The 14666-nt window shown below is 68.2% G+C and carries 14 protein-coding genes; 8 read left to right on the top strand and 6 right to left on the bottom strand.

Going from position 1 to position 14666, the window contains the following annotated elements; translation table 11 throughout:
• Positions 1-116: 116 nt before the first annotated feature.
• The 3 genes from GOALK_RS20245 to GOALK_RS20235 are packed head-to-tail and all read left to right on the top strand — an operon-like array spanning position 117 to position 4444.
• Positions 117-749: a TetR/AcrR family transcriptional regulator gene (locus GOALK_RS20245; RefSeq protein ID WP_006360709.1), complete on the top strand. Its 633-nt coding sequence runs from the start codon at positions 117-119 to the stop codon at positions 747-749.
• 57 nt (positions 750-806) lie between these two features.
• Positions 807-2711, top strand: coding sequence for an ABC transporter ATP-binding protein (locus tag GOALK_RS20240; protein ID WP_006360708.1), 1905 nt, complete (start codon positions 807-809; stop codon positions 2709-2711).
• On the top strand, positions 2708-4444 hold the full coding sequence (locus tag GOALK_RS20235) for an ABC transporter ATP-binding protein (protein ID WP_006360707.1): 1737 nt from the start codon (positions 2708-2710) through the stop codon (positions 4442-4444). The genes GOALK_RS20240 and GOALK_RS20235 overlap by 4 nt, the downstream gene beginning before the upstream one ends.
• 139 nt (positions 4445-4583) lie before the next feature.
• On the opposite strand, the gene GOALK_RS20230 is transcribed toward GOALK_RS20235, so the two are convergent.
• From GOALK_RS20230 to echA20, 4 genes are read right to left on the bottom strand one after another with little or no spacing between them, the layout of a single operon-like run.
• Complete coding sequence (locus GOALK_RS20230; protein WP_006360706.1) at positions 4584-5672, bottom strand: NAD(P)H-dependent flavin oxidoreductase; 1089 nt, start codon at positions 5670-5672, stop codon at positions 4584-4586.
• The gene (locus tag GOALK_RS20225; RefSeq protein WP_373278722.1) at positions 5669-6469 is read right to left on the bottom strand and encodes a CoA-transferase subunit beta; all 801 of its coding nucleotides are present in this window, start codon (positions 6467-6469) and stop codon (positions 5669-5671) included. Before GOALK_RS20225 ends, GOALK_RS20230 begins: the two co-directional genes overlap by 4 nt.
• Entirely contained in the window at positions 6436-7365 is a 930-nt protein-coding gene (locus GOALK_RS20220; RefSeq protein WP_006360704.1) for a CoA transferase subunit A, read from the bottom strand. The genes GOALK_RS20225 and GOALK_RS20220 overlap by 34 nt, the downstream gene beginning before the upstream one ends.
• 1 nt (position 7366) lies before the next feature.
• Positions 7367-8152 (bottom strand): (7aS)-7a-methyl-1,5-dioxo-2,3,5,6,7,7a-hexahydro-1H-indene-carboxyl-CoA hydrolase, encoded by a 786-nt coding sequence (gene echA20, locus GOALK_RS20215; protein WP_006360703.1) that lies wholly within the window; start codon positions 8150-8152, stop codon positions 7367-7369.
• Positions 8153-8243: 91 nt separating this feature from the next.
• On the opposite strand from echA20, the gene GOALK_RS20210 reads away from it, so the two are divergent.
• The 3 genes from GOALK_RS20210 to GOALK_RS20200 are packed head-to-tail and all read left to right on the top strand — an operon-like array spanning position 8244 to position 10349.
• Positions 8244-9032, top strand: coding sequence for an SDR family oxidoreductase (locus GOALK_RS20210; protein ID WP_006360702.1), 789 nt, complete (start codon positions 8244-8246; stop codon positions 9030-9032).
• Positions 9033-9075: 43 nt separating this feature from the next.
• Entirely contained in the window at positions 9076-9972 is an 897-nt protein-coding gene (locus tag GOALK_RS20205; protein WP_006360701.1) for an SDR family oxidoreductase, read from the top strand.
• Positions 9969-10349 carry a DUF8021 domain-containing protein gene (locus tag GOALK_RS20200; protein ID WP_006360700.1) on the top strand — a complete coding sequence of 127 codons (381 nt, stop codon included), beginning with the start codon at positions 9969-9971 and terminating at the stop codon, positions 10347-10349. Before GOALK_RS20205 ends, GOALK_RS20200 begins: the two co-directional genes overlap by 4 nt.
• A gap of 80 nt (positions 10350-10429) precedes the next feature.
• Here the strand turns inward: GOALK_RS20200 and GOALK_RS20195 are convergent, their stop codons facing one another.
• Complete coding sequence (locus tag GOALK_RS20195) at positions 10430-11086, bottom strand: GNAT family N-acetyltransferase (RefSeq protein ID WP_006360699.1); 657 nt, start codon at positions 11084-11086, stop codon at positions 10430-10432.
• Positions 11087-11242: 156 nt separating this feature from the next.
• Here GOALK_RS20195 and fadD8 point away from each other — a divergent pair, with 156 nt between their 5' ends.
• Positions 11243-12889 carry a fatty-acid--CoA ligase FadD8 gene (gene fadD8, locus GOALK_RS20190; RefSeq protein ID WP_006360698.1) on the top strand — a complete coding sequence of 549 codons (1647 nt, stop codon included), beginning with the start codon at positions 11243-11245 and terminating at the stop codon, positions 12887-12889.
• 130 nt (positions 12890-13019) lie between these two features.
• Here fadD8 and GOALK_RS20185 read toward each other — a convergent pair whose 3' ends face one another.
• Complete coding sequence (locus tag GOALK_RS20185) at positions 13020-13967, bottom strand: helix-turn-helix transcriptional regulator (RefSeq protein ID WP_006360697.1); 948 nt, start codon at positions 13965-13967, stop codon at positions 13020-13022.
• Between the two features lie 85 nt (positions 13968-14052).
• On the opposite strand from GOALK_RS20185, the gene GOALK_RS20180 reads away from it, so the two are divergent.
• Positions 14053-14658 (top strand): TIGR03086 family metal-binding protein, encoded by a 606-nt coding sequence (locus GOALK_RS20180; protein ID WP_006360696.1) that lies wholly within the window; start codon positions 14053-14055, stop codon positions 14656-14658.
• Positions 14659-14666 lie beyond the last annotated feature (8 nt).

The raw sequence follows: 14666 nt of genomic DNA, 5'->3' as shown, positions 1-14666 counted from the left end.
CGCGTGACACTGCCGCGCATGACCTGCGCATAGCAGCTCCGCTTGGCCAGGTTCGTCGTACGACGTTCCCGGCCAAGCGCTTGCTAGGGTGATGGGCAGACTCTCCAGGAGGATGCGTGTCCCCACGTGGCCAGACGAAGACCAATGACAAAGCCGGCGCCGACACCGCCGTCCGTTCGTCGCGCCGCGACGAGTTGCTCGCCACCGCCGGGCGGATGTTCGCCGAGAACGGCCTGCGTTCGACGACGGTTCGCGACATCGCCGACGCCGCGGGAATCCTGTCGGGAAGCCTCTATCACCACTTCGACTCGAAGGAGTCGATGGTCGACGAGATCCTGCGCCGATTCCTCGACGACCTGTTCGCCCGCTACCGCGAGATCGCCGGAGCGGGACTCTCGGCAAGCGAGACGCTCCGCGGACTCGTCGTGGCGTCGTTCGAGTCCATCGACGCGGAACGCAACGCGGTCGCGATCTACCAGGACGAGGCCAAGCGGCTGTCGGGGCAGGAGCGCTTCGGCTACATCGGCGAGCTGAACGTCGAGTTCCGGCAGTTGTGGCACGCGGTCTTGCAGCGTGGTGTCGACGACGGTGAGTTCCGTCCGGATCTCGATGTCGAACTGGTCTACCGCTTCATGCGCGACACCGTGTGGGTGGCCGTGCGCTGGTACCGCCCGGGAGGTCCGATGACCGTCGAGTCGATCGCCGACCAATACCTGTCGATCGTCCTGGACGGCATCCTGCCCCGCTGATCCCAGGAAGTTAGGGTACCTTTCCCTACGTCTCTCGGGTGTCGCTAAGGTGCGGATATGACAATTGGCGGAACACAAGTGGCCGCACCCACGCCGACTCCGGAACCCGAGCACGCGCCCGATGATCCGAAGGCCGCGCGGGTCAAGGCCCGGGCGGAGGCCAAGGCCAAGTCGGCGGCTCTCGCCGATGTCCTGGCGCCGGTGAAGACGCGCACCGTTCTCGCCCAGTTCGTCCAGATCCTTGCCTCCGCTGCGACCGTCGTGCCGTTCATCGGCATCGTCGAACTCGGTCGCACCCTGTTGGCCCCGGGACCCACCGACACCGGGCGGGTGTGGCTGGTGGTGTGGCTCGTCGTCGGCGGGCTCGCGGCGCGCGCCCTGTTCGCGTTCCTCGCGCTGGCGATCACCCACTTCGCCGACCTCGACCTCCAGGCGCAACTCCGAATCCGCATCGCCGACAAGCTCGGCCGGCTGCCGCTCGGCTGGTTCAGCCGCACCAGTTCGGGCGCGGTGCGCAAGTCGGTGCAGAACGACGTCGCGGACCTGCACTATCTGGTCGCCCACGCACAGGTCGAGGCGACCGCGGCGGTCCTGTCGCCGATCTTCGCGCTGATCTACTGCTTCATCCTCGACTGGCGCCTCGGTCTGCTGGCCATCGCCACCGTGCCGCTGTACGCCCTGACCTACTCGTACATGGCGCGAGATCTCACCGCCGAGATGGAGAAGATGGACACCGGAGTCGCCCGTATCAGCGCCACCATCGTCGAGTTCATCGCCGGTGTCGCGGTGGTCAAGACGTTCGGGCAGACCGGAAAGGCCCACCGCCGCTTCATCGATGCCGCCGACGAGTTCAACGACGACTTCGCCGGGTACATGGGTCCGATGCTGCGCGTGCAGGCCATCACCACGGTCCTGATCTCCGCTCCGCTGATCCTGCTGGTCAACCTCGGTGTCGGCTACTGGCTCGTCGACAAGGGTTGGGTCACGCCGATCGAGCTGGTCGGTTCGACGCTGATCGCGATGATCCTGCCGACCGCGCTGCTCACCGTCTCCACTGCGGTTCACACCCGCCAGCAGGCATCGGCTGCGGCACTGCGCATCGCCGACCTGCTCGCCGAACCCGAGCTCGCCGTCCCGGAGAACCCGCAGGTTCCCGCCGGCCACGACGTGCGCATCGAGAACGTGCACTTCACCTATCCGCCGCGTCTCGGCATGCCGTCCGGGGTGAAGGCGCTAGACGGCGTCAGCGTCGAACTCGCCGAGGGTACCGTGACCGCGCTCGTCGGGCCGTCGGGCAGCGGTAAGTCGACGCTGGCGACACTGCTCCCGCGCTTCGGCGATCCCGACTCCGGCTCGGTGCGCATCGGCGGCGTCGACGTCCGCGACATCGCCCCCACCGAGCTCTACCGCCACGTCGGCTTCGTGCTGCAGGACGTGCAGCTGCTGACGATGTCGGTGCGGGACAACATCCGACTCGGCCGGCCCGAGGCCACCGAGGAGCAGGTCCACGACGCCGCCCGCGCGGCCCGGATCCACGAACGCATCCTGGAACTGTCCGACGGCTACGACACCGTCGTCGGCGACGGCGCACACTTCTCCGGCGGTGAGGCGCAGCGCGTCTCGATCGCCCGCGCCCTGCTCGCCGACACCCCGATCCTGGTTCTCGACGAGGCGACCGCCTTCGCCGACCCGGAGTCGGAGGCCCAGATCCAGCAGGCCATCGGTGCGCTGATGGTCGGCCGGACGGTCCTCGTGATCGCACACCGGCTCGGTTCGATCACCCACGCGGACAACATCGTCGTGCTCGATCGCGGGCGCGTCGTCGAACAGGGACGTCAGGACGAACTGGTCGCCAACGGCGGTCTGTACGCGTCGATGTGGGCCAGTTACGAGGCCGGCACCACCCGGCAGGACGAGAAGATCGCGCTCGGCGCGGTCGGAAGTGACGAGGTGGCGCGATGATCCGCGGTTTCTACACGATCCTGGGTTCCGAGCGCGCCCGGATGGTCGTCTTTCTGAGCTGGGTCGTCCTCTACGGCGTCGCGCAGGGCCTGGCGATGCTCACGCTCGTCCCGATCACCGAGAACCTTCTCGACGGTGACCTCTCGGCCGCCGCGAAGTGGTTGTGGCCGTTGGCCGTTCTGGTGTTGATCTGCACGGTCAGCGCCTACGTCCAGTCCCTCAAGGGCATGACGATGGCCCTGTACGCGATGCGTATGCTGCATCACCGGCTCGGCGATCACATGGTGACGCTGCCTCTCGGCTGGTTCACCCGCGAACGCATCGGCGACGTCTCGCAGATCGCCGTCAAGGGAACGATGTTCGTCGGCAGTACCGGTGCGCACTACATCACGCCGGTCGTCGTGAACACGGTCAGCTCGGTGGTCGTGGTGATCGGGATCTGCCTGTTCGACTGGCGCATCGGCCTGCTGATGGTCGCTGGAACGCTGGTTCTCATGTACATCGGCAAACTGTCCAGCCGGTTCCTGGCGAAGGCCGAGCGCCGCAAGCGGGCCGAGGCCGTGAAGGTCAACAACCGGGTGCTGGAGTACGCGCGTTGCCAGGCGGTGTTGCGTGCCTTCGGCGCCGCCGACTCCGCTCACGCACCGCTGGCCGAGGCGCTCGGTCAGCAAGCGCGCGTGGGCAAGTCGATGCTCTGGCGATCGATCCTCGGCATCCTGCTCAACGGCCTGTCGGTCCAGGTCGTGTTCAGCGCGGTCCTCGCCCTCGGTGCCTGGCTCGCGGTGGCCGGCCACATCGAGCCTGCCCTGCTCGTCGCGGTGTTCGGACTCGCGGCCCGCTTCTTCGGCCCGATCGGCGAACTCGCCGAGCTCGGTTCGACGCTGCGCATGTCGACCGACGAGATCAACCGCATCACCGGTGTCCTCGACACCGACCGCATGCCCGTCCCGGATCAGCCGAAGCCGATCACCGAGCCGGGCGCGGTCGAACTGTCCCACGTCGCTTTCGGTTACGAGAACGGCACTCCGGTGCTGCGGGACGTGTCCGTGCGGGCGCAGCCGGGCACGATGACCGCACTCGTCGGACCGTCCGGTTCGGGCAAATCGACCATCTTCCGGCTGATCGCCCGGTTCTACGACGTCGACGGCGGTTCGGTGAAGGTCGGGGGCACCGATGTCCGCGACCAGGAGACCGGCGCACTGATGGGCCAGCTGTCGCAGGTCTTCCAGGACGTCTACCTCTTCGACGACACCCTCTGGGAGAACATCAAACTCGGTCGCCCCGACGCCACCGACGACGAGATCCGCGCGGCTGCCGAGACCGCCGGCGTCACGTCCATCGTCGAGCGTCTGCCCGATGGCTGGCAGACCGTGGTCGGCGAAGGCGGGTCGGCCCTGTCCGGTGGTGAGCGCCAACGTGTCTCGATCGCACGCGCGCTGCTCAAGGACGCCCCGATCGTGCTCTTCGACGAGGCGACATCCGCCCTCGACCCGGAGAACGAGGCGCACGTCGCGGAATCCATCCGCCGCCTCGCCGACCGCAGCACCGTGCTCGTCATCGCGCACAAGCTGTCGACCGTGACCGCCGCCGACCAGATCGTCGTCCTCGACGACGCGGGCGGCGTCGACGACATCGGCACCCACGACGAATTGCTCAGCCGCGGTGGCCGTTACATGGAGTTCTGGAACCAGCGCACCGCAGCCGCCGGCTGGACGCTCACGGCGGCGAAGTAGCCCGACCCTCGCTGCCTGAGGTGCGAGGAGCGAAAGCGACGAGCCACGAAGGCCTGCTGACATGACGTCGGCGGCCCTTCGTGGCTCGCTCCGCTCGCACCTCAGGCAGCAGAGGGGTGGCCCGAAGTAGCGATTCTGCTCAACCCAGCGACCCGAGCGTCTTCAACCGCTCGTGGGCCTGGTGCATGATCGACTGGATCAGCTCGTCGCAGCTGGGCAGGTCCTCGATCATGCCGACGACCTGACCCGAGGCGAGGACACCCGCGCGGGTGTCGCCCTCGACGAGACCGGCCTTCAGCAGCATCGGGGTGTTCCCGGCCATGATGACCTGCTGCCACGTGCGTTCGCCCGACTTCTTCATCGTGCGACCGTCTCTGAGCATGGTGGTCCAGCGCATGCCGGTCATCTGCTTGAACTCGTTGGCATTTCGCGCGGCGGCGAACAGCGCCTTCACCGGGCTGCCGCTCTCGAGTGCCTCGACGAGCGGGGTACGCAGCACGCGGTGGGGCATACCGTCGACCTTCACCGAGACGACGGTGTCGTTGAGCCCGCGCTGCAGATACTCGTGCTTGACCGAGTCGGGGACCGCGCTGTCCGACGTCAGCAGGAAGCGGGTACCCATCGCGACGCCCTGGGCGCCGTAGGCGAGCGCCGCGGCCAGTCCGCGACCGTCGAAGAAGCCGCCGGCCGCGACGACCGGCATGTCGATGTTCTTGGCTGCCAGGGCATCGAGCACCGACGGCAGCAGCAGGGTGGTCGCGACCGGGCCGGTGTGGCCGCCGCCCTCGCCGCCCTGCACGATGACGGCGTCCGCGCCCCACGACGCGACCTTCACCGCGTGCTTGGCCGCGCCGATCGACGGGATCACGACGATGCCGTGGTCCTTGAGTTTCGCGATCAACTCGGGCTTCGGGGCGAGCGCGAACGACGCGACCTTGACGCCTTCACGGATCAGGAGATCGATCCGTTCCGGTGCGTCGGTGGCGTCGGCACGCATGTTCACACCGAAAGGCTTGCTGGTCAACGACTTTGTCTTGGCGATGGCCGCCTCGAGCTCGCCGTAGGTCATCGTCGCCGACGCCAGGATGCCGAGACCGCCGGCGTTCGACGTCGCCGAGGTCAGCGACGGCCCGGACACCCAGCCCATACCGGTCTGCACGATCGGGTACTCGATCCCGACGAGTTCGGTGAACGAGGTGGACAGGCCCGCAGCCCTGGCCGGACTCATCGGACTTCCTTGTTGCGAACGCCCCTGGGATCGAGCACGTCTCGGATCAGGCTCAGTTCCTCGGCGGTGGGCTGCCGCGTCTCCGGCGCGTCGGCCAGACCCTCGATCTCGAAGCCGGTGTTCTCTGCGACCTCGTCGGCGGTGACCCCCGGATGCAGCGACAGCGCGCGCATCGTGTGATCCGCCCCGCCGAAGTCGAAGACGCCCAGATTGGTGACGACGCGGTGGATGTCGAGATCGTCGAACGCCGGGTTGGCCGGGTCGACCTTGTCGAAGCCGACGCCGGAGACGATGTCCACCGAGTCTCCGAAGACCCGGGCGGAGTGGCGGGGCACCCAGTAGCTCGTCGGGTGGTTGATCGTGTTGCCGGGCGCGCCGCGCACACCGAACATCTGGCGTGTCGGCTTCTGCAGCGGGCCGAACGCGGAGAGGTTCTGATTGCCGTACCGGTCGATCTGGTTGGCGCCCATGACCACGTGGCGACGGCCCGACGCCACGACGTCGAATACCTTGCGGAACGGCATCCAGCCCTCGATGGGGCCCGACTTGCCGATGCCCGGGGTGTCGGCGAAGATCAGCGCCTCGCCGTCGGTGATCAGCAGGTCTGGTTCGGTGGTGAGGCGCGCCAGGCGGGCTCCCAGCAGGGGCACCGGCGCCATCGGCGACGCCATGATCTCGCCTGCACCGGAGAAGATGTCGGCACACGAGATGACGCAGTACTCGGCACGACCCACTTCTGCGGGGGCCTGGCTCTCGACGGTGCTCACTGTCCGTCCTCCTTCTGCTCGTCCTGCCATGCGCTGACCTCGCGCTGGTAGGTCTCCTCGTCGACCTGGAGGAACCTGCGGGAGAATGCCTCCCAGGTGTCGGGTTCCTTGGCGCTGGCGACGTAGAACTGCTGGAACTTCTCATCCCGCCCGTAGTCAGCTGTGACATTGGGCCCGCTCGCTGCGCTCCCGGCACCCGCGAAGGTGAAGTGGGCGCCGTTGGGCGTGTGCACCACCCGGTCGACGTTCATCCGGTTCAGCAGGAGTCGCTGATGCGGAACGGTTTTCACGAGCACCTCGGTCGACACGAGCTGGTCGGTCTCCAGGTAGCGGCGCTCGGCGGCCGCGCAGTAGAGGTCGTCGAAGTACGGGTCGACGCCGGTGTAGGCGGCGTTGCCGTGGGCGTCGGCGAGATCGAGGTGGACGAAGGCGGCGTCGAGCTTCAGCGCGGGCATCGCGATCAGCGTCTGGGTCCGGCCGTCGGCATCAGGGTAGGGCGACTGGACCGTCTTGAGTTCACCTTCCCAGAACTTCAGGACGTCGGAGCCGAGTCCGGCGCGGATCGGGAGGAACGGTAGACGGGCGGCCGCGGCCTCGAGGCCGCACTTGACCATGCCCTCGTCCATCTCGCGCACCTCGATCTCGCCGTTGGTGCGTGCCTTGGCGAACCACGGGTCGTAGAAGGGGGCGGAGTCGAGGGAGACGAATCCGTAGTAGGCGCGACGCACCTTGCCTGCGGCGCAGAGTAATCCGAGGTCGGGGCCACCGTAGGTCACGACCGTGAGGTCCTTGACGTCCGAGCGGGCGATCGCGCGGACCAGTGCCATCGGCTTGCGGCGCGAACCCCAGCCGCCGATGCCGATGGTCATGCCGTCGCGGAGTTCAGCGACGACGTCGTCGAGGGTGCTTGTCTTGTCGGTCGGCATCTCAGGCGTGTCCTCCGTTGTCAGAAGCGTTCGAGGCGAGGGGCTTACCGGTCGAGACGAAGGCGTCGCGATGTTCGTCGGCGACGCCGGCCAGGTTCAGCTCGAAGGTGAAGCCCTGTTCGAGGCGGTAACTGGCCTTCACGTCGACCGGGTCGATGTGGTTGATGGCCTCCTTGGCCGCCCGGATGACCCGGGTGTCCTTGGCGGCGATGGCCTCGGCGACCTCGAGCGCGGCGTCGAGGAGCTCCTCGCGGGGCACGACGCGGTACACCGAACCGAAATGCTCGAGCTGCTGGGCCGTCACGTTCTTCGCGGTGAAGTAGAGGGTGCGCATCATGTGCTGCGGCACCAGGCGGGCGAGATGTGTTGCTGCACCGAGTGCTCCGCGATCGACCTCGGGAAGGCCGAAGACCGCGTCGTCGGAGGCGACGATGACGTCGGCGTTGCCGACCAGGCCGATGCCGCCGCCGACGCAGAAGCCGTTGACCGCGACGATCACCGGGACCGCACAGTCGTAGACGGCGCCGAAGGCCGCCGCACATCCGCGGTTGGCGCCGATCAGGGCGTCGAAGCCCTCGGTGGCCTGCATCTCCTTGATGTCGACGCCGGCGTTGAAGCCGCGTCCTTCGGCGCGCAACACCACGACATGCGTCGCCGGGTCGACGCCGGCTGCGGTGACCGCATCGGCGAGTTCGAACCACGCCGCCGATGGCAGCGCGTTGACCGGCGGGTAGTCGACCGTGATGGTCACGATGCCGGATTCGGTACGTGTCGTGGTGATCGGCACGCGTGCTCCTCTCGTGGCTGCCTTGGCAACCTCGTGGGCTGCGCAAGCATTGAACCAAGCAAGTGCTTGGTTGTTTGGTAGGGTAGCACCCATGCAGACGCAGTCACAGGCCGAGCTGGGCCTGGTCGGGAAGGTTGTCCTGGTCACCGGAGGCGCGCGCGGCGTCGGGGCGGGTATCACCCGGGTGCTCTCGTGCCTGGGTGCCCGTCCGGTGATCTGCGGTCGCAACGCCGACAGCCTGGCCGACGACCTCCGCGAGTTCGATTTCTTCTCCTGCGACGTCCGCGACGCCGCCGCCGTCGAGGCGATGGTCGACGGCATCGTCGGCCGGGCCGGACGCCTCGACGGGGTGGTCAACAACGCCGGTGGGTCGCCCTTCGCGCTGGCCGCCGACGCCTCGGTCCGCTTCGCGAGCAAGATCGTCGACCTCAACCTCCTGGCGCCGCTCGCCGTGGCCAAGGCGGCGAACGCGGTCATGCAGACGCAGCCGGACGGTGGCGCGATCGTCAACGTCTCGAGCGTCAGCGGGCACCGACCCTCGCCGGGCACCTCGGCCTACGGTGCGGCGAAGGCCGGCCTCGACAACCTGATGACCTCGCTGGCCGTGGAATGGGCCCCGAAGGTGCGGGTCAACTCCGTCGTCGCCGGACCCGTCGAGACCGAACAGTCGCACCTCCACTACGGAGACGATGCCGGGGTCGCGGCCGTCGGCGCCACCATCCCGCTGGGCCGGATGGCGACGCCCGTCGACGTCGGGAACGCCGTTGCCTTCCTGCTCTCGCCGCTCGCCGGTTACATCAGCGGTTCGACGCTCACCGTGCACGGCGGGGGCGAGAAGCCCGCGTTCCTCGACGCCGCGACCGCCGGCAATGCCGTTTGATTCATCTGATCCACAAGTCTTTGCAGTTCAGAAAGGAAACACCGTGAGCAGCAAGTTGAATGAGGGCCGCGTCGTCATCGTGACGGGTGCCGGACAGGGCATCGGTCGGGCTCACGCCCTCGCCTTCGCCGCCGACGGCGCCAAGGTCGTGGTCAATGACTACGCGGAGAACCTGGCTGCCGGGGTCGTCGACGAGATCCGCGCGGCCGGCGGCGAAGCCGTTGCATCGGTGGGCGATGTCGCGGACTGGGCGAGCGGCGAGACCATGGTCGCCACGGCGCTCGAGACGTTCGGTCAACTCGACATCCTCGTCAACAACGCCGGTTTCGTCCGCGACCGGATGCTGGTGTCGCTCTCGGAGGATGAGTGGGACGCCGTCATCCGCGTGCACCTGAAGGGGCATTTCGTCGGACTGCGCCATGCCGCGGCCTACTGGCGCGCCGAGGCCAAGGCCGGCCGCACCCCGCAGGCGCGGATCATCAACACGAGTTCCGGTGCCGGACTGTACGGCTCGGTGGGCCAGGGCAACTACGTCGCCGCGAAGGCGGGAATCTCCGCGCTCACCATCCAGGCGGCCGCCGAGCTGGGTGGCTACGGCGTCACGGTCAACGCGATCGCGCCCGCGGCCCGAACCCAGATGACGATGGGCGCCGGCGACGAGATGGCCGCACAGATGGCCGCACCCGCCGATGGCTCCTTCGACGCGATGGACCCGGCGAACATCTCGCCGCTCGTGGTGTGGCTGGGTTCACCCGAGGCGGGGTCGGTGACCGGCCGGGTCTTCGAGGTCGAGGGCGGCAAGGTCTCGGTGACCGACGGCTGGCAGCGAAGTGTGGAGCGCGACAAGGGTTCTCGCTGGGAGGTCGCCGAGCTCGGCCCGGTGATCGAGGAGATCCTGGCCAAGGCGCCGGTCCCGATGCCGGTCTACGGCGCGCGGTGACCTCGGCGGACGACAGAGACCAACAGCGGGTCGCGGCGGCCCGGGCGTATGTCGACGCCCTGGTCAGCCACGACCCGTCAGCGGTGTCGCTGCATCCCGACTGCACCCGCGTCGAGTTCGGCGTGCGTACGGGGCGCAACGGACCGCACATCGCCCGCAGCCTCGCGAAGGGTCCGCAGTTCCGCCTGATCCATCGCGTCTCGGACTTCACCGCGACCGTCGACGGGCACAGCGTCACCACTCGCTACGTGGTGCACGTCCGCCCGCGGGCACTGCGCCTCGGTGCCCCGGTGTCGGAGACGTTCGTCGTCGACGAGGAGAACCGGATTCGCGCGATCGTCGCGCGGTTCGGGCTGCCGCGGCCCCAATCCGCCTGACCTGCAACGGAGAACGACGACGAAACGGCCGAACCCACCACCCCGTCGGGCAGTGGGTTCGGCCGTTTCGTGCTGTGAGACTAGGCGCCGGGTGCGCGCACGACCATCGGCACTCCGGGGAAGTACGCGGCCATCTCCGAGCGCGACTTGCGCAGGGCGGCGGTTCCATAGCCGGACTTGCGGTACTGCGGGTGAATCCAGATGCGCAGGTCGACCTCGCCGTTCTTGAGCTCGCCGAAGACGAAGCCCACCTTGGAGTCTCCCTCGACGGCGACGAGCCACACGGCCTCCTCGGCGTCGACGCGGTCGGTGGCGGCGCTGATCTCGGCGGCGACGTCACCGGCCGGTGCTCCCGAACCGTCGCCTGCGGTGCCGAGTTCGTCGGTACGGGCCGCGAACAGTTCGGCGTCGGCCTGCGGGTCGAACGGACGCAGGTCGAGGGTGTCCCCGCTACTGGCCGGACGCTCCACCAGGGTGAAGGTCAGGGCGTTGTTGAGGTCGTCGAGCTCAGCCTGATTCTTGCGGCGCTCGTCCTTGGTCAGCTGGTTCAGCTTCATGTCCAGGATCGCCTTCGCACCCAGCTGCGACTTGCCGAGCAGCTCGACGATGGCGGTGACGGCCTCGTCGTGATTCTCCGCGTCGACGATGGCGTCGAGGACCTCGTGTCGCCGCTCAAGCGCGGTGAGCAGGGCGTCGGCGATGTCGCGGCGAGTGGTGGCCAGGTCAAGATCAGTCATGCTTCGATCCTAGGACACCCCCGGCCCTTCCGGGGCTCGGCATCGTGGGTTCGAAACCGTGCCGGCGGCGTCGAGTTAGAACAGGTTCTACGCATCAGAACCGCCATTTTGGTGGAGGTTCTTTCGAGAACCTGTAACACGTCCTAGTCTTGTGGCATGACGAACGAGGGCACGACGACCGCACCGACCGACTTCGATCACCTTCGCGGGGGCACGCACATGGGCGACCTGATGGTCGCCGCGCTCAAGCGCCATGCCGATCGCACGGTGTTGTCCCTGGGGGACACCGAGATGACGGGTGGTGAGATGGCCGCCGCGATCAGCCGGTACATCCAGGCCTTCGAGGGTCTGGGCGCGGGCACCGGCACGGCGGTCGGTCTGCTGGCCCTGAATCGTCCGGAGGTGCTCTTCGTCATCGGGGCCGGCCAGACGCAGGGATGGCGACGCACCGCGCTGCACCCGCTCGGCTCGCTCGACGACCATGCCTACGTCCTCGCCGACGCCGGCGTCTCGACCCTCATCATCGACCCCGTGCCGATGTTCGTCGAGCGGGCGGCCGCCCTGCTCGAACGCGTCCCCGGCCTGAAGCAGGTGCTGACCCTCGGTCCGGTGCCCGAGCAGTTGTCGGCGCAGGCCCGTGACGTCATCGCCGAGGCGGAGAACTTCGAGCCGAAGCCGCTTGTCGCCGCGCATCTGTCACCCGAGCACGTCGTCTCGATCACCTACACCGGCGGGACCACCGGAAAACCCAAGGGCGTCATCGGAACCGCGCGTGCGATGGCGACCATGACGCAGATCCAGCTCGCCGAATGGGAGTGGCCGGAACACCCGCGGTTCCTGCTCTGCACCCCGCTGTCGCATGCGGGTGCGGCCTTCTTCATCCCGACTCTCATGAAGGGCGGGTCGATGGTGGTGCTGTCGAAGTTCGACCCCGCCGAGGTCCTCAAGACCATCGAGGAACAGAAGATCACGGCGACGATGCTCGTGCCGTCGATGCTGTATGCGCTGATGGATCACCCGGATTCGCGGACGCGTGATCTGTCGTCGCTGGAAACCGTGTATTACGGTGCGTCGCCGATCAATCCGGTGCGTCTCGCCGAGGCGATCGAACGGTTCGGCCCGATCTTCGCCCAGTACTACGGTCAGTCCGAGGCGCCGATGGTGATCAGCTACCTCGCCAAGGGCGATCATCCGGGTCCGGGGGAGGACCAGCGTCGCCTCAGCAGTTGCGGCCGGCCGTCGGCGTTCCTGCGCACGGCTCTCCTCGGCCCCGACGACAAGCCCGTCCCCCAGGGCGAACCGGGCGAGATCTGTGTCGCCGGACCGCTTCTCGCCGGTGGTTACCTCGGCCTCCCGGAGCAGACGGCCGAGACCTTCCGCGACGGATGGCTGCGTACCGGCGACGTCGCGCGTGAAGACGAGGACGGCTTCTGGTTCATCGTCGACCGCACCAAGGACATGATCGTCACCGGCGGCTTCAACGTGTTCCCCCGCGAGGTCGAGGACGTCGTGGCCGAGCATCCGGCCGTCGGCCAGGTCGGCGTGATCGGTGTGCCCGACGAGAAGTGGGGTGAGGCCGTCACGGCGATCGTCGTCCTGCGTGCCGATGCGGACGCCGACGACGCGGCCAAGGAACGCATCACTGCCGAGATCCAGCAGACGGTCAAGGACCGCAAGGGTGCGGTGCAGTCGCCGAAGCGGGTCATCTTCGCCGAGTCGTTGCCGCTGACCGCCCTGGGCAAGCCGGACAAGAAGGCGCTGCGGTCGCAGTACTGGGCCGACTCCGAGCGCGGGGTCGGCTGACCTCAGACGTCCACCTGAGAACCGCTCCTGACAAGCACCCCTGAAAACGCCCGCTGTGGCCGGGCCGTCGACATATTCGCCGAACCGCCTGTGGAGGGTCGACTCCAGGGGCAGATCGCATGGGCGGTTCTCAGTGGCGTGCGAGGACTGCCCGGGCGCGGTCGGCCAGGGTCTCCCGGACCCACTCCGGTTCGAGTACGACGATGTCGCGGTCGAACATCAAGCCCCACAACGCACCGGCGGCATGCCGATGGTCGGCGAACCGGAGTCCGACGCGCTGCCGATCTCCGGCATCACTCAGCGTCTCTGCGGAGAGTGCGGTTGCCCGGAGCGTCTCGACGTCCGCGGGGGCGCAGTCGACCACCACGTCGACCGGATCGAACGAGGACCGGAACGCCGCGCGCCGACGCTGCCAGATCTCGTCGAGATCCACGTCCTCGTCGCGTACCGCCGGCTCGTCGAGGACCTCGACCTCGCTCATCCGGGACAACCGGTACATCCGTTCCTCGGTCCCCTCACGCGACCCCGCACCGTGTGCGACGAGGTACCACGTGTCGCCGGCGATGATGAGTCCGACCGGATCGAGAAGCCGTTCGCGTGCCTCGTCGGCGTCGCGCGGGCGGTAGCGGGTGCGGATACGCCTGCCCGCGAAGACCGCGAACTGCACCGGATCGAGCGCATGGAGTTCTTCCGGCCTGCGCACGAATCCCTCGGGACGGACGAGTACCCGCTGTGCGGCCCTGACCGCGGTTCCCCGGTACGCCTCGGGAATGGCCGCGGTGACCTTGCGCATCGCACTGGCGAAGGCGGGGGAGTCGAGCCGACCCGTTCCGGCGAGCAGTGAGGTCGCCTCCTCGACTGTCAGACCGGTCAGGTCGGTGCGGTAGCCGGGGACCAGCGAGAAGCCGCCGTGCCTGCCGCGCTCGGCGTACACCGGGACCCCGGACAGCGAGAGTGCCTCGATGTCGCGCAGCACGGTCCGCTCCGACACCCCGAGTTCGGCGGCGATCGTCGACGCGGTCACCCGATCGTGTCTCTTGAGCAGCATCAGGACCGCGATGAGGCGTTCGGCGCGCATGCCCAATCATCTCGCAAAAATATGACAGAAGATGTCAGGTTTCACGGTTTGACTGGACTCGTCAGTCAGCGAGAGAGGAAAGAACATGAACGCACCGACCACCCCACCGGATCCCCGCCCGGCCTTCGCGGCCGCCACCACCTGGGTCACCGGACTGCTCTCCGAGGTGACCGCCGAGCAGCTGGCCGCGCCGACGCCGTGCGACGAGTTCGACGTCCGCACGCTCGGGGCCCATCTGCTGGCGACGGCCCAACGAGCGGCGGCGCTACCCGAGGGGGTCGACGTACGGGCCATGCCGTTCATCGCCGACCGTTTCGACGCGCAGGAGTACGCAACGGTCGTGGCGCGGGCGGTCGGCCTCTGGTCCGACGACGCCGTGCTCGCCAGGATGGTGCAGGTGCCGTGGGGTGAGGTGCCCGGCGCCGGCGCGTTGTGGGGTTACGTCAACGAGACGATCGTGCACGGATGGGATCTCGCGGTGGCGACCGGGCAGCCGTCGGAAGCGGTTCCGGAAGCCGCCACCGCCACCCTCGCGATCGTCCGCCGGTTCATCCGGCCCGAGATCCGCCAGGACCCGAACGTCCCCTTCGGCGTCGTCGTCGAACCCCGCGACGGGGCGGGACCCGTCGAGACCCTGGCGAACTGGTCCGGACGAGATTCTGCCGCATGGGTTTCGGCGGCAACCCGGTGAACCCGGTG

The sequence above is a fragment of the Gordonia alkanivorans NBRC 16433 genome, from assembly GCF_000225505.1.
Taxonomy (GTDB): Bacteria; Actinomycetota; Actinomycetes; order Mycobacteriales; family Mycobacteriaceae; genus Gordonia; species Gordonia alkanivorans.
This window is presented reverse-complemented; position numbering and strand designations above follow the sequence as displayed.

Coding starts and splice junctions, on each gene's coding strand:
- GOALK_RS20240 (WP_006360708.1), top strand. CDS start 807: ATGACAATTGGCGGAACACAAGTGGCCGCACCCACGCCGACTCCGGAA.
- GOALK_RS20235 (WP_006360707.1), top strand. CDS start 2,708: ATGATCCGCGGTTTCTACACGATCCTGGGTTCCGAGCGCGCCCGGATG.
- GOALK_RS20230 (WP_006360706.1), bottom strand. CDS start 5,672: ATGAGTCCGGCCAGGGCTGCGGGCCTGTCCACCTCGTTCACCGAACTC.
- GOALK_RS20225 (WP_373278722.1), bottom strand. CDS start 6,469: ATGGCAGGACGAGCAGAAGGAGGACGGACAGTGAGCACCGTCGAGAGC.
- GOALK_RS20220 (WP_006360704.1), bottom strand. CDS start 7,365: ATGCCGACCGACAAGACAAGCACCCTCGACGACGTCGTCGCTGAACTC.
- GOALK_RS20210 (WP_006360702.1), top strand. CDS start 8,244: ATGCAGACGCAGTCACAGGCCGAGCTGGGCCTGGTCGGGAAGGTTGTC.
- GOALK_RS20195 (WP_006360699.1), bottom strand. CDS start 11,086: ATGACTGATCTTGACCTGGCCACCACTCGCCGCGACATCGCCGACGCC.
- fadD8 (WP_006360698.1), top strand. CDS start 11,243: ATGACGAACGAGGGCACGACGACCGCACCGACCGACTTCGATCACCTT.
- GOALK_RS20185 (WP_006360697.1), bottom strand. CDS start 13,967: ATGCGCGCCGAACGCCTCATCGCGGTCCTGATGCTGCTCAAGAGACAC.
- GOALK_RS20180 (WP_006360696.1), top strand. CDS start 14,053: ATGAACGCACCGACCACCCCACCGGATCCCCGCCCGGCCTTCGCGGCC.